The following is a 13,285-nucleotide window of genomic DNA, read 5'->3' as shown; positions in this document are numbered from 1 at the left end:
GTTTCACAATGGAAAAATTTACTAAAGTAAAAGAGCTGATCGCATCGTTAGAAGCTGATGCCGACAAATTTTATAGCAAAGGTAACAGCGCAGCTGGTACCCGTGTCCGTAAAGGTATGCAGGATCTTAAAAACTTAGCCCAGGCAATTCGCCTTGAGGTTCAAGAGTCGAAAAATAAAGCATAAGCATAACCCAAGAGTTATTTAAAATAGAAAATCCGGTTAGCGTTCAACTACCCGGATTTTTTATGTTCATTATTTTGTGTCATTGCGAGGAGTGAAACGACATGGCAATCTTACAGGACATGCGAATATGCTGAGATTGCCACGCTATCGCTCGCAATGACATGCTTTCTAAAGATCCACTACCCAATAACAGCTACCTGCTCCTTTATCTTCGCAACAGCACTGTCGCTTACCTGCACTAAAGGTAAACGCACGGGATCGCCGCAAATGCCAAGGTGCTTTAAGGCGGTCTTTACACCCGCCGGGCTGCCTTCGGCAAACATGAGGCGGGTAAACTCTATCAGGCTATAATGAGCAGGCTGTGCGGCTTTATAATCGCCGGCAAGGCATAGCCTGATCATATCTGAGAACTGCCTTGGCAAGGCATTACCAATTACCGAGATCACACCTACAGCACCCATGGCTATCATTTGTAAACTGATGGGGTCGTCGCCTGATATAACCAGGAAATCTTCGGGCTTATCACGCATTAACTGGTTCATCAGTTCAAAATTCCCTGATGCTTCTTTGATGCCGATAATGTTTTTGAAATCTTTTGCCAAACGCACCGTAGTTTCTGCACTGACCGACATGCCCGTACGGCTCGGTACGTTATATAAAATGATGGGCAGCGGCGATACCTGGGCCAATGCTTTATAATGCTGGTAAATACCCTCCTGGGTTGGTTTATTGTAGTGCGGACTTGCCGATAAAATAGCGTCGTAACCTGCAATATCAAAGGCCTTGATTTCGGCAGCGGTTTCGTAAGTATTGTTGCCACCGATGCCTGCCACTAAATGTACACGCTTATTCACAGCTTCGGCAGTAAATTCCCACACCTTCTTCTTCTCGTCCTTGCTCAATGTGGCGCTTTCGCCGGTTGTACCAAGTGATACCAGGTATTCTACCCCGCCATCAACCAGGAAATCTATCAGCGTTTCCAGTGCGCTGTAATCTACCTGTCCGTTTGCCTGAAAAGGAGTGACGATAGCTACTCCCGTCCCGTAAAATTTATTCATGTGTACTTTAATATTAAAAGGACGCTAAGATATGTAAATGTGCGGATATGTGAATGTGTCTGAACCGCTGATTTGCTGGTTTTGGGATTATGCTGATGATTTTGGAGTTAGATCTTGGAAACTACTTGAAACTAAATAATGCCATGTAATACACCTCCCTGAACGCCCATAGCATCTACCAGCTTTTCAGTGGCCGGGTCACGCTCCAAAACAGGGGCATGGTGAGGCTTTATGCGCGCGTCGATGATCAGCGGGCCGGTACAGCCCCAGTGCTTGTGCTCCGTAACACTATTAATGCCATAAATATCGTGCGATGGGTTGCTGCGAGTAAAGGTAACCCATACAAAATTATTAATGCTTTGCGCGGCAAAGTCAGCATCATCACATAATATCATCAATGGCAGTCCGCTCAGGTCGGTCTCGCCTAAATGTTCCTGTAATATCTCCAGCATCAGGGGCATATCGCTGGTGCGGATGTTTTTGGGCACCTCCACGGCTAACACGCCCGGCATCACCATTTTATGGTGAACAAAAGGGCGCGGCATGGTAAAGGATGCAGGCATTTCACTCCATAGCTCGCGTTTAATTTCTCCTGCTACGGTAATGGCAACTTTGCTGCCGGTATTGAGTCCGTCGCCGCTGTAATCTAAAGTATCAATTGTAGTACGGGTATGAAAGTGCAGATCGCGCGTCAGATCTATGCGCTGCAGAATGTGTTTTAAAAAGCCGCCGATATCATTCACGTTCAGGGCGGGGTTGTCTTCTTTGGCAGCAATAAAAAGGTATTTGGCTAAACTCAGCTGCCCTTTACCCAAAATATGGTTGGCAATGGTGATGATCTCTTGCGGGCGGCGCTCCTTTACGTACGGCGTGTAACGCTCGCTGCCAATGGCAAAAAGTAAAGGGTGTACACCTGCCGCATCAACAGCATTAACGGCATGCAGGCCCGGGATCTCTTTAGGGATGGCACTGCCGGTAATATCATGGATTAGCGCGCCGAAGCTGGTGTCTTCCTGCGGAGGGCGGCCAACCACGGTAAACGACCAGATAGCATCTTTACGATGATAAACGTTATGCACCTTCATGAGGGGGAAGGGGTGCTTCAGGCTGTAATAACCCAGGTGATCGCCAAATGGGCCCTCGGGTTTATTTTCCATTGGCATTACGGTACCGGTGATCACAAAATCGGCATCGGCAGAGATACAGAACCCTTCCTGGTCATAAAAGTAACGGAACCGGCGGTTGCCCAATGCACCGGCAAAGGTCATTTCAGATAATCCCTCTGGCAGGGGCATCACGGCTGCTACCGGGTGTGCCGGCGGGCCGCCGACAAATATGCTCACCTTTAGAGGCTGGCCTTTAGCGTTAGCTTTTGTTTGATGCACCCCAATACCACGGTGCAGTTGGTAATGCAGGCCTATCTCCTGATCGGGCACGTAATCATTACCGCCTAATTGGATACGGTACATGCCCAGGTTGGCGTTCATAATGCCTGGAAGGTCGACGTCTTCGGTATAAACCTGCGGCATAGTCACAAAGGGGCCGCCATCCATCGGCCAGTTTAATACCTGCGGTATTTCGCCAATGGTAGTGCGGCCAAAGTTTACAGGCGCGCTCTTACCCACCCGCATCGGCAGGGCCGATAGGGCCGTTAGGGCAGTATTGGCATATTTGAAAGGGTTTTTTATTGCTTTGATCGGGTCGTTTTTGATCTCGACCAGGGTTTTGATCTTATCCAGCGTATCCCTGAAAATAAACCGCGACCTATCCATTGTGCCGAATAAATTAGATACCGCCGGGAATTTGCTGCCTTTTACATTCTCGAATAAAATAGCAGGCCCCTCGTTTTCAAAAACACGCAGGTGTATGGCTGCCATTTGCAGGTGCGGATCAACCTGTTCTTTGATACGGATAAGATGATTGTTCTTTTCAAGATCGGCTATACAAGCCTGTAAACTTTTGTAACCCATTTGTATACAAAGATATTACACATTCATGAGTTTACATTTAAATTTAGGGGTATTACTTTAAGGTGACGAACAGAGCGGATATTAAGAAATTGCTTATCTTTACGTTATGGTTTGCAACAAGGCAATTTTTCAATCATCTGAATTTATCAACCTGTGCAAGTTGCATAAAGTGAAAGAACTATACGCATTTGGATCGGTTGCAAGAGGCACCGACAACGAGGCAAGCGACATTGACCTGATAGTAGAAATAGATGAGCTTAACCCAATATCTAAAGGTAAATTGCTTTTGAGCCTTTTCAATAAATTTGAAGCGTATTTTAATAAAAAAGTCGATCTGCTCACGGTCGATTCTGTACAAAACCCTGTCCTCGAAGAATACATCGGCACGTCAAAAGAAATTGTTTATGCCCGGGATTGACAGAAAAGTTAAGCTTTTCAATGGTATCATAAATAGTACTATTTTTAATTGAGCAATTTCTCGGTTCAATTAACTTGTTTGAAGAATATACAGTAGATACCAAGACTAAAAGTGCCATTGAAAGGCAATTAGGGATTATTGGCGAAGCCGTTAAGCGGATAAAAGATATTGACAATCAAGAGCTCATTCGTTTCCACAGCGATATTATTGGTTTTAGAAACATCCTGATCCATAATTACGACGGTATTGACGATTCGATTGTATGGGCAATCATTAAAGAAGACCTTACCGCACTTAAAGAAGAAGTTTCTAAAAAGCTGGAATTAGAATAGGGTATCACATCTCAAAAAACTTATCTTACTTTTACAGCCTAAATCAATATAGCCTCCCGCATGTCGGTACTTCTATTTACGTTGATCATTCTTATTGGTGCTTACTTTGCCGGCTTGTTGGGTTCGCTGACCGGGCTGGGCGGTGGTGTAGTGATCATCCCGTTACTTACCGTTGTGTTAGGGGTTGATATCCATTACGCTATAGGTGCATCGCTGGTATCGGTTATTGCTACTTCATCCGGCTCGGCTGCTGCATATGTAAAAGAAGGGATCACCAACATCAGGCTGGGTATGTTTTTGGAGATTGCTACCACTTTGGGAGCCTTTACCGGTGCTTTGCTATCGGTTTACATTCCTGCGCAATACATCGCCATTTTATTCGGCGTGATCCTGATCTTTTCAGCATTAATGTCGCTGAAAAAGAAAGCCGAAAAAATTATTACTGAACCCAGCTACCTTGCGGCTAAATTCAAACTGTACGGCAGCTACCCGGACGGTAACGGGCATGTGATACAATACGGCGTTACACGGGTAGGCGGCGGCTTTTTTATGATGCTTTTTGCCGGGGTTATCTCTGGCCTGCTGGGCATTGGCTCCGGCGCATTAAAGGTGATCGCGATGGATACCATCATGCGCATCCCCTTTAAGGTTTCAACTACTACCAGTAACTTTATGATAGGCGTTACGGCCGCTGCGAGTGCGGTAGTTTATCTGCAACGCGGTTACATCGACCCCGGTATTTCCATGCCGGTGGTAATAGGCGTACTATTAGGGGCCATGACTGGTTCTAAGATCCTGGTGCACACTAAATCGTCGGGCTGGCTGCGCTGGGTGTTTGCGGTGGTAGTAACCGTATTAGCTGCCCAGATGATCTACAAAGGCCTTACGGGGAACGTGTAGTTGAAGTGAAAATTCAGAAGTAAAAAATCAAAAAATCAAGCTTTTACTTTTGCTGACTGAAAAGTTGGAGGCAAAATGCATAATTGACTTTAAACTTTGTACTTTCAACTTTTAACTCCAAAGATGAAACGCCTTTTCAGCAACCTTACCTTCCAGGTTATTATCGCCATTATACTGGGTGTGGTGGTTGGTTTATACTTTAAAAGCTTTGCGCCAACAGCGCAGATGATCAGTAAGGTATTTATCAGCCTCATCACCATGCTCATCGCGCCTATCATTTTCTTCACCATTGTATTGGGTATTGCCGGCATGAGCGATATGAAAAAGGTAGGCCGGGTAGGCGGTAAGGCCTTGCTTTATTTCGAACTGGTTACCACCCTGGCACTGGTTATTGGCGTTACGGTTGCTAATTTGATAAAACCCGGTGCCAATTTTATCAATAACCATGTAAAGGTTGATGCCGCCAAACTGGCTACATATGAAAAGGCCGCATCAGAAATGAAATGGGGCGATTTTATTGCCCACATTGTGCCCAATAACGTATTCGATGCGTTTGCCAAAGGCGATATTTTACAGATCTTGTTCTTCGCGGTATTGTTTGGTTTCGGCTTAAGCCGGATGGGCGAAACAGGCCAGTCGATCATTACTACCTTTGACAAACTGTCTAAAGTGTTCTTCAACATCATGAAGATAGTGATGCGGGTGGCACCATTGGGCGCTTTCGGCGGGATGGCGTACACCATTAGTACTTACGGACTGGCCACTTTAAAACCGCTGGCCTTGCTAATGGGCTCGGTTTATCTGACCATGTTCCTGTTCATTTTTGTAGTGCTAAACTTGATCGCCTGGTTCTTTAAGTTCAGCCTGTGGCAATACTTAAAGCATATCAAGGAGGAGATCCTGATCGTATTGGGAACCTCTTCATCAGAATCGGCCCTGCCGGGGATGATGGAGAAACTGGAAAAATTTGGCTGCTCCAAATCGGTAGTAGGGCTGGTGATCCCTACGGGGTACTCCTTTAACCTGGATGGCACAACTATCTATTTGTCGATGTCGGTGATATTTTTGGCTCAGGTGTTCAAAGTAAATTTGTCTATCGAGCAGCAACTCACCATTATCGGCATCCTGATGATCACCTCCAAAGGTGCGGCAGGCGTAACCGGCAGTGGGTTTATTGTATTGACCTCAACCCTCGCCGCCATTAAAGTGATCCCGGTAGAGGGAGTGGCCATCCTGCTGGGCGTCGACCGTTTTATGAGCGAAGCCCGGGCTATTACCAATGTGATTGGTAACGGCGTGGCTACTATTGTGGTGGCAAAGAGTGAGGGTGAGTTTGTGGAGCAGAGCAGCTAACGAGGGGGTATGGGGGGGGGGAAATAGCGTTTATCGGACGATATACGCCGCGCGTGCACCAGCGTTGGGTCTAACCTATTAAAATCTTGCTTGGTATTTAATTATGAAGAACGATAAAATAAGGCTATTACTTATAATAATCCCTGGAGTAATTTTATTTGGTGGTTGCGAAGGAAAAATAGATAAGCAAAAAGCACCTTTTACTCATAAGGATTCAGTTATTGATAAAAAAAAATCAAAAACACTTGTCAATAATGACAATATAGTGCCTGATGGAAATACCCGTCCCTATAAAGAAGTAGATAGCTTAATGGAATTAATAAAACAAAATTATAAAGTTGTAGTTGTCCAAAAATTAGAAAAAATCTGCGTTAAAAGCGATGGCGACTTATCCGAATATCTTGATGATGTTGGAAATAAGTTGTTTAACGACCATTTAAATGAGTTTACTGATTATTTGATAGATAATCCAAATTCCTGCTTAAAAGGTAAATTGATAGAAGAAATAAGTTCTGAACTCTATGTTTACCCAAAAAGTGAGCGACCTGGCAAGCTTTTAGAGGAGGAGGAAAAAGTGCTTGCTTCAGCATCAAAACAAAAACTATCCTCTAAAAAAATGGCTTTTATAAAAGAGATATTCAAAAATGTAAATCCTGATTTATTAGATTAATAGAGACATATCTATTATTAGCAAAGCGTGGTAATCCCCGACTGGCGCGAGTATGCAGGGTAGGGCAAGAGCGGGAGGGTACTCGTGCCAACCTCTTGCACGGTAGCTAACTATGCTTTACTTTAATTAACATGAGTACCAAATATAAATTCAGAGATCAGGACAAACTTTACTTTGTAAGTTTTGCGGTTGTAAACTGGACTTTTGATTGTGTTTTTACAGCTTTAATAAATTCACCAAAAGCATTATGTCTTTCTAGGCTCAAAATGTAATTTACGCTATCCTTTTCATGTGATTTCAGATCTTCAAACGTTTCAAACATTTTTACTGATTTCGTTGCCATGTTTTTTATTTTACGAATTATAAATATACATCATTTTTTAAAAGTCATCAATATTCATCTTGGCCGGGCTAAAAAATGGGCCGTTCCTACTTCAAGAAACGTCACGAGTACGCCATTGCTTAGTCCAGCGCCACATTGGCGCAAGAGTAAGACAAAATAAAACTGCTGAGTTAGTCAAAAAATTACTTAGTAAAGCAGATGGTTGTCAGCTTCTTTGTATAGTCCGGGTTCAGGGGCTCATTAGTTTGTGCCAGGCGTTGCGAGCCTACGTTTGCAGGGCAGGCAATTCCTTTAGGGCCGTCGTAAACCAAGTCGGGTTTGGTGTTGATGAGCTCTTTAGGCACGTAGATCTGTACACGGGTGATAGAATAACCGCTGGGGAAAAAGCGGATATAATAGCCATCGGGGTGCAAAGACCAAATGCCCGATGGTACAGCCGGGTCGGGTTGCGGGGCAATTCCTGCTATGATGGCGTACTTTTCCATCTCTTCGTACGATGAATTGCCTGAAGCCGCCAACCGGCGAATATTATTCTCGGCCTCAAAAATATTTTGTATCGCCGCAGGCAACTGGTCTTTCGCCTTGATCATGATACTTTCCGGCAATACACCCAGCGCACCGCCTTCCAGTAGCAGCAATTCCTGCGGGGACAGCAGGGTGCTTGCAGTAAGCTTAATATCGGTACCCATATCCGCAAATTTAGTGCGCGCGATTATCGACCATAGCAAAACTTGTATATCATGCTGTTTTACATTCGGGTGTTTTTCGGAGTGCTTTAGTATCAGGATAACCACATCACTTTTTGGGCCAAGCACAGGGGCAAGCATATACCCATCGCCGCTGCTTGGGCCGCGTGTACCGGCATGCAGGCAATAGCTTTTACTGGTCATTTCAAAGAAGCCGGCGCATAATTTATAGCCTCCATCGGTCGCTTTAGGCAAAAGATATAAAGGTTGTGGCTGCTGCCCCTCCATAAAGGTTGTTGGTTTTGAGCCGGTTTTGTCAACATCTTTAAAACTGGTGGTAATAGCCTGCGGTTGTTTTAAAATTTTATTTAACCCGCCGCCAGATACCATTTCCGAGCCTTTATCTATCAGCTTTTTACCGAGGCCGCCAAATTGCGCCTGCACTGCCGATGTTGAAAAGAGAAGCGCAATTGCGCTAAAGATCAATGTATTGTGTTTTTTCATAAGTTTTAGTGTAGTAGATAGCGGCTAAATTAACCAAAATGATATTAAATTAAAGTTATGAGTAATGATTATCTCAGGATCTGGGGAACAAAACCCGGTTTAGTCTTTTAGCTCCTGCTACTGCAAGTTCCCCCGCTATCGCAAGTGTCCTCACTTGTGGCTCAAAAGAGAGTACTTGTACCTAATAACAACTCACCCCGACGACGCTACAATGGTCGACCCTCTGCTTCGCAAAGAGGGTGAGAAACAGCAAACCCTTCTTTACACAAAGTGTAGAGAGGGTGGTCGAGCGAAGCAAAGACCGGGTGAGTTGTCGCCGGCATGGTTTAAAACCCCACCCACTGCCTCCTCAAAAAGTAATTTTTCAAAAATCATTACCATAAATGTTTGCAGGGCGATTTTTTTTTTAGCTTTGCCATACAAAAACAAAAAGCCGATGAGCGTTCTCGTAAATAAAGATTCAAAAGTTATAGTACAGGGTTTTACCGGTAAAGAGGGTTCATACCATGCCGAGCAAATGATTGCCTACGGTACACAGTTAGTTGGTGGTGTTACACCGGGTAAGGGTGGCCAGAACCATTTAGACAGGCCTGTTTTTAACACTGTTAAAGATGCGGTTGACCAAACCGGTGCCGATGTATCTATCATTTTTGTGCCGCCTGCATTTGGCGCAGATGCGATTATGGAAGCTGCCGAGGCCGGTATTAAAGTTATTGTATGTATCACCGAAGGTATCCCTACAAAGGATATGATTGAGGTAAAAGAATATTTAACCGACAAAGATAGCCGACTGATTGGCCCTAACTGCCCGGGTATCATCACTGCCGACGAAAGCAAAATTGGCATTATGCCGGGCTTTATCTTCAAAAAAGGTAACGTTGGTGTTGTCTCAAAATCAGGTACGCTTACTTACGAGGCCGTTGACCAGGTGGTTAAAGCCGGTTTAGGTATCACAACCGCTATCGGTATTGGTGGCGACCCGATCATTGGTACACCGACTAAAGAAGCGGTTGAGTTATTGATGAATGACCCTGACACACACGGTATCATCATGATTGGTGAGATTGGTGGTGGTATGGAAGCAGAGGCTGCCCGTTGGATCAAAGAAAACGGTACTAAGCCTGTTGTAGGCTTTATAGCCGGCCAAACAGCGCCTCCGGGCCGCCGTATGGGCCACGCCGGTGCAATTGTTGGCGGTGCCGACGATACCGCTGCCGCTAAGATGAAGATCATGCGCGAGTGTGGTATCCGCGTGGTAGAATCTCCTGCCGAAATTGGCGCTGCCATGGCAGAGGAGTTAGCGAAATTGAACTAATTACCCCCTGCCCCCTGAAAGGGGAACAGGATTTTAAATATTGAGATCCCGGTCAGTTTGGCCGGGATTTTTTTGTTTAATAAAGGGCAGTCATGCCGAATTTATTTTGGCATCCCACAAGCAAGTTTGCCGATTGTCTTGAATGGTACTGAAACAAGTTCAGGATGACGTGATATATAATTCTGAAAATTCTTAAATTCGGTAAATTCTGATCCGGCATGAAAAAATACCTTTACCTCATCCTCCTATTATCCACCACCGCGTTCGCCCAATATAAACCGGCAACCTTTACTGACCCCGACAGGCTCAAAAAGATAGCCGCCACTTTCCCGGTGATTGATTCGGTATATAAAAAGTATGCGGAAGATAACCACTGGCCCGGCATGGCGTATGGGATTGTGGTTGATGGTAAGCTGGTGTACACCGGTAATTCGGGATACACAGACCTGGAACTGAAAACGCCTGTAACCTCAAAATCAGATTTCCGCATTGCCAGTATGACCAAAAGTTTTACCGCAATGGCCATCTTGAAACTAAGGGATGAAGGCAAACTCAAACTGGACGACCCTGCCTCGCTGTACATCCCTGAGATGAAGAATAATAAATATTTAACCAGGGATGCCGCGCCGGTAACTATCCGGCACCTGCTTACACATTCGGCAGGTTACCCCGAAGATAACCCCTGGGGCGACCGCCAACTGGCCGTAAGCGACGAGCAATTGTTGAATATTTACCGCAAAGGCGTGTCGTTTTCCAACAACCCCGGGCAGGGGTATGAGTATAGCAACCTCGGTTTTGCAACCCTGGGTTATATTATCAAAAAGGTATCGGGTAAAACCTATGAGGATTATATTACCGAGTACATTTTAAAGCCTTTGGGCATGACCCATACCTATTGGGAATATACTAAGGTGCCCAAAACGCAATTGGCGCTGGGTTACCGCTGGTTGGATGGCAAATGGGTAGAGCAGCCCTTACTTCACGACGGTGCCTACGGCGCAATGGGCGGCTTGATTACCACCATAGAGGATTTTTATCGATACACGGCCGTACACATGAACGCCTGGCCGATACGGGACGATGCAGAGAGCGGGCTTGTTAAACGCAGTTCCATCCGCGAGATGCAATACCCCTGGGATTTAAGTTATTTAACGCCCAATGCCCGCACCACCACAGGGAGGCTTTGCCCAACAGTAGCTGCCTATGCTTATGGCCTGCGCTGGGCGAAAGATTGCGATAACAAGGTTTACGTTGGCCATACCGGGGGCTTGCCCGGCTTCGGCAGCAACTGGAATATATTGCCCGATTACGGGGTGGGGGTAGTGTGTTTTGCTAACCTGACCTATGCCAATGCAGGCAGGGCCAACCTGATGGCCTTAGATACCCTGGTGGCCTTATCAGGCATCAAACCGCGGGAACTACCTGCATCTGCTATTTTAGAGCAACGCAAAAGCGACCTGGTGAAACTGCTGCCCAACTGGACAAACCCGCAAGCTACGGGCATCTTCGCCGATAACTTTTTTATGGATTATTTCCCCGATAAACTAAAAGCCGAAGCAACGGAATTATTCGCCAAAGCAGGGAAGATTGTTAGCGTGGGTGCAATGGTGCCGGAGAATAACCTGCGCGGTTATTTCATCATTAAGGGGGAGAAGGCAAATATTAAAGTATCGTTTACCCTAACGCCTGAGAACCCGGCACTGGTGCAGGAGTATCATATTGGGTTGGTGCAGTAAAATGTCATTGCGAGGAGCAATAGCCGCGCGGCAATCTCAGCATGCGCGCTTGTCCTGTGAGATTGCCGCACTTCGTTCGCAATGACATATTGTTCAACCATATCTTTATCTTACATCAACCAATTACACCACCATGAAAAAGCTTTGTTTACTTATCTTGCTATTTTTCAACGCGTTCACTTTTGTAAACCAGGCAAACCGGTAGAAGCGCCGGAGGTGATCCTCAAAAACTACGATAGCTTTTTCACTTACCTCCAGGCGCATTACAAACCTAACCAGGACTTGGTGGCATTTGATGTTAACGCCAAACCCATTAGTAAGGCCGTGTTTTTTCAAAAATTAATAACCAGCAAATATCTGCCTGTGCGTTTAACCAGCGACGACGGTAAGCTTTATTACAAATTATACCCCATGACTGCTAAACAATCAAAAGATATGGGTGGATATATAAGCGGTTTTGCCTACGCATGGGCAGGTAATTATAGTAAGGAAGGTAAGCGGTTCCCGGCATTTAACTTTGTAGACCTTAACGGAAATAAATATAATAATGCCAATACCAAAGGCAAGGTACTGGTGGTTAAATGCTGGTTTATTGGCTGCCAGCGTTGTGAAGAAGAAATGCCCGAGCTAAACGCCCTGAAAGCCCGTTACAAAAACCGCACGGATATCGTGTTCGTTAGCCTGGCACCCGATTCAAAAGCTAAGCTGCAAGCCTTTCTTAAACGCAAGCGGTTTGATTACCCAGTTATTGCAAACCAGGATGATTTTATGGTGAAAAAATTAGGGATAACTGCTTATCCAACCCACCTCATCGTAAATAAACAAGGCATGGTGGTAAATGTAGTGAATGACCCGGCTGAAATAGACTGGGCACTGCAACACAAGATCTGACCGCTGATTTAGGTTGATTTTTTTAATTTCGTTGATTCTTAAAATAACAAATTACCATCAGCGAAATCATATTATCATTAAAATCAACGGTTCAGACACCCTCCGTCAAAGCTGTGTAAACATGCGCTGGACAAACAAAATCTGCCCTTAAATTGTCGTATATTTATGTATCAAGTCCGAAAGATAGATCGGTAAAATCACAAAAATAAATACAATGGCATATAATCAATTAACTCCCGAAGAAGAATATATCATATTACATAAAGGTACCGAGCGCCCGTTTACCGGTGCATTGCTGGATAATAAGGCCGAAGGCGTTTACGTTTGCAAACGCTGCGATACGCCGCTCTATACATCCGAGTCGAAATTTGAGTCGCATTGCGGCTGGCCAAGTTTTGACGACGAAATTCCAGGCGCTGTAAAACGCGTACCCGATGCCGATGGCCGCCGGGTGGAAATTGTGTGTGCCAACTGCGGCGCGCATTTGGGCCATGTGTTTCAGGGAGAGTATCTGACACCGAAAAACACCCGGCATTGCGTCAACTCTGTATCCATGAAGTTTGTGGCGGTTGAGGACCTGAAAAAATAAAAAACGATGAAAATCCCGGAGAAAAAAAATCCGGGATTTTTGTTTTCCACATAATTTTCTGTTAACAAAAACAGGGGTTAAAATTAACATGCAGGCTGGTCTATAAACCGCGTTTCTGATGCGGTTTACCTAAAGGCTCCGGCCTGTTTTTGTCGGGGTTTTGTCACGAGTTGGCCATCGTAAAAAGTCCATAAAAAGCATCGTCTAAAAAACAGCAACGTTAAATTTAACAAGGTAATTTGCTGGATATAAGTGGATTGAAACGCATCCCACACCACCAAGTTTTCTGTTCATTATTTTCGATTGTTTATAACTTACAGGTGATGTTAAAAACT

General features: G+C 45.0%; 14 protein-coding genes. 10 read left to right on the top strand and 4 right to left on the bottom strand.

The annotated features are described in order from the left end of the window. Positions 1-8: 8 nt before the first annotated feature. On the top strand, positions 9-185 hold the full coding sequence (locus IDJ76_RS05010) for a histone H1 (protein WP_191161398.1): 177 nt from the start codon (positions 9-11) through the stop codon (positions 183-185). 179 nt (positions 186-364) lie between these two features. Here IDJ76_RS05010 and dapA read toward each other — a convergent pair whose 3' ends face one another. Together dapA and IDJ76_RS05000 are read right to left on the bottom strand one after the other, a co-directional pair. Continuing rightward, the gene (gene dapA, locus IDJ76_RS05005) at positions 365-1,243 is read right to left on the bottom strand and encodes a 4-hydroxy-tetrahydrodipicolinate synthase (protein WP_191161396.1); all 879 of its coding nucleotides are present in this window, start codon (positions 1,241-1,243) and stop codon (positions 365-367) included. Between the two features lie 131 nt (positions 1,244-1,374). Continuing rightward, positions 1,375-3,213: a UbiD family decarboxylase gene (locus IDJ76_RS05000; RefSeq protein ID WP_191161395.1), complete on the bottom strand. Its 1,839-nt coding sequence runs from the start codon at positions 3,211-3,213 to the stop codon at positions 1,375-1,377. 106 nt (positions 3,214-3,319) lie between these two features. Here IDJ76_RS05000 and IDJ76_RS04995 point away from each other — a divergent pair, with 106 nt between their 5' ends. The 5 genes from IDJ76_RS04995 (at position 3,320) to IDJ76_RS04975 (ending at position 6,886) form a co-directional block, all read left to right on the top strand. Further along, the gene (locus tag IDJ76_RS04995; RefSeq protein WP_224746207.1) at positions 3,320-3,631 is read left to right on the top strand and encodes a nucleotidyltransferase family protein; all 312 of its coding nucleotides are present in this window, start codon (positions 3,320-3,322) and stop codon (positions 3,629-3,631) included. 32 nt (positions 3,632-3,663) lie between these two features. After that, the gene (locus IDJ76_RS04990) at positions 3,664-3,963 is read left to right on the top strand and encodes a HepT-like ribonuclease domain-containing protein (protein ID WP_191162352.1); all 300 of its coding nucleotides are present in this window, start codon (positions 3,664-3,666) and stop codon (positions 3,961-3,963) included. Positions 3,964-4,023: 60 nt separating this feature from the next. After that, a complete protein-coding gene (locus IDJ76_RS04985) occupies positions 4,024-4,863 on the top strand; it encodes a sulfite exporter TauE/SafE family protein (RefSeq protein ID WP_191161391.1) in 840 nt (279 codons plus the stop codon). A 123-nt stretch (positions 4,864-4,986) separates the two neighbouring features. Next, complete coding sequence (dctA, locus tag IDJ76_RS04980; RefSeq protein ID WP_191161389.1) at positions 4,987-6,216, top strand: C4-dicarboxylate transporter DctA; 1,230 nt, start codon at positions 4,987-4,989, stop codon at positions 6,214-6,216. A 103-nt stretch (positions 6,217-6,319) separates the two neighbouring features. Continuing rightward, positions 6,320-6,886, top strand: a complete 567-nt coding sequence (locus IDJ76_RS04975) for a hypothetical protein (protein WP_191161387.1) — start codon at positions 6,320-6,322, stop codon at positions 6,884-6,886. 169 nt (positions 6,887-7,055) lie between these two features. On the opposite strand, the gene IDJ76_RS04970 is transcribed toward IDJ76_RS04975, so the two are convergent. After that, positions 7,056-7,229, bottom strand: a complete 174-nt coding sequence (locus tag IDJ76_RS04970; RefSeq protein ID WP_191161385.1) for a hypothetical protein — start codon at positions 7,227-7,229, stop codon at positions 7,056-7,058. Positions 7,230-7,411: 182 nt separating this feature from the next. Further along, the gene (locus IDJ76_RS04965) at positions 7,412-8,419 is read right to left on the bottom strand and encodes a hypothetical protein (protein ID WP_191161383.1); all 1,008 of its coding nucleotides are present in this window, start codon (positions 8,417-8,419) and stop codon (positions 7,412-7,414) included. Between the two features lie 436 nt (positions 8,420-8,855). On the opposite strand from IDJ76_RS04965, the gene sucD reads away from it, so the two are divergent. From sucD to IDJ76_RS04945, 4 genes are all read left to right on the top strand, one after another. Then, entirely contained in the window at positions 8,856-9,734 is an 879-nt protein-coding gene (gene sucD / locus IDJ76_RS04960; protein WP_191161381.1) for a succinate--CoA ligase subunit alpha, read from the top strand. Positions 9,735-9,952: 218 nt separating this feature from the next. After that, on the top strand, positions 9,953-11,470 hold the full coding sequence (locus IDJ76_RS04955) for a serine hydrolase domain-containing protein (protein ID WP_191161379.1): 1,518 nt from the start codon (positions 9,953-9,955) through the stop codon (positions 11,468-11,470). Positions 11,471-11,551: 81 nt separating this feature from the next. Next, positions 11,552-12,361, top strand: a complete 810-nt coding sequence (locus IDJ76_RS04950; protein WP_191161377.1) for a TlpA family protein disulfide reductase — start codon at positions 11,552-11,554, stop codon at positions 12,359-12,361. A 214-nt stretch (positions 12,362-12,575) separates the two neighbouring features. Continuing rightward, on the top strand, positions 12,576-12,950 hold the full coding sequence (locus IDJ76_RS04945) for a methionine-R-sulfoxide reductase (protein ID WP_191161376.1): 375 nt from the start codon (positions 12,576-12,578) through the stop codon (positions 12,948-12,950). The last annotated feature ends 335 nt before the right edge of the window (positions 12,951-13,285 follow it).

The organism is Mucilaginibacter glaciei, assembly GCF_014773245.1.
In the GTDB taxonomy this organism is placed as follows: domain Bacteria; phylum Bacteroidota; class Bacteroidia; order Sphingobacteriales; family Sphingobacteriaceae; genus Mucilaginibacter; species Mucilaginibacter glaciei.
This window is presented reverse-complemented; position numbering and strand designations above follow the sequence as displayed.

What these genes read in the sequence shown, in the direction of transcription:
- IDJ76_RS05010 (WP_191161398.1), top strand. Translation starts at nt 9, where the DNA reads ATGGAAAAATTTACTAAAGTAAAAGAGCTGATCGCATCGTTAGAAGCT.
- dapA (WP_191161396.1), bottom strand. Translation starts at nt 1,243, where the DNA reads ATGAATAAATTTTACGGGACGGGAGTAGCTATCGTCACTCCTTTTCAG.
- IDJ76_RS05000 (WP_191161395.1), bottom strand. Translation starts at nt 3,213, where the DNA reads ATGGGTTACAAAAGTTTACAGGCTTGTATAGCCGATCTTGAAAAGAAC.
- IDJ76_RS04995 (WP_224746207.1), top strand. Translation starts at nt 3,320, where the DNA reads ATGGTTTGCAACAAGGCAATTTTTCAATCATCTGAATTTATCAACCTG.
- IDJ76_RS04985 (WP_191161391.1), top strand. Translation starts at nt 4,024, where the DNA reads ATGTCGGTACTTCTATTTACGTTGATCATTCTTATTGGTGCTTACTTT.
- dctA (WP_191161389.1), top strand. Translation starts at nt 4,987, where the DNA reads ATGAAACGCCTTTTCAGCAACCTTACCTTCCAGGTTATTATCGCCATT.
- IDJ76_RS04975 (WP_191161387.1), top strand. Translation starts at nt 6,320, where the DNA reads ATGAAGAACGATAAAATAAGGCTATTACTTATAATAATCCCTGGAGTA.
- IDJ76_RS04970 (WP_191161385.1), bottom strand. Translation starts at nt 7,229, where the DNA reads ATGGCAACGAAATCAGTAAAAATGTTTGAAACGTTTGAAGATCTGAAA.
- IDJ76_RS04965 (WP_191161383.1), bottom strand. Translation starts at nt 8,419, where the DNA reads ATGAAAAAACACAATACATTGATCTTTAGCGCAATTGCGCTTCTCTTT.
- sucD (WP_191161381.1), top strand. Translation starts at nt 8,856, where the DNA reads ATGAGCGTTCTCGTAAATAAAGATTCAAAAGTTATAGTACAGGGTTTT.
- IDJ76_RS04955 (WP_191161379.1), top strand. Translation starts at nt 9,953, where the DNA reads ATGAAAAAATACCTTTACCTCATCCTCCTATTATCCACCACCGCGTTC.
- IDJ76_RS04950 (WP_191161377.1), top strand. Translation starts at nt 11,552, where the DNA reads ATGACATATTGTTCAACCATATCTTTATCTTACATCAACCAATTACAC.
- IDJ76_RS04945 (WP_191161376.1), top strand. Translation starts at nt 12,576, where the DNA reads ATGGCATATAATCAATTAACTCCCGAAGAAGAATATATCATATTACAT.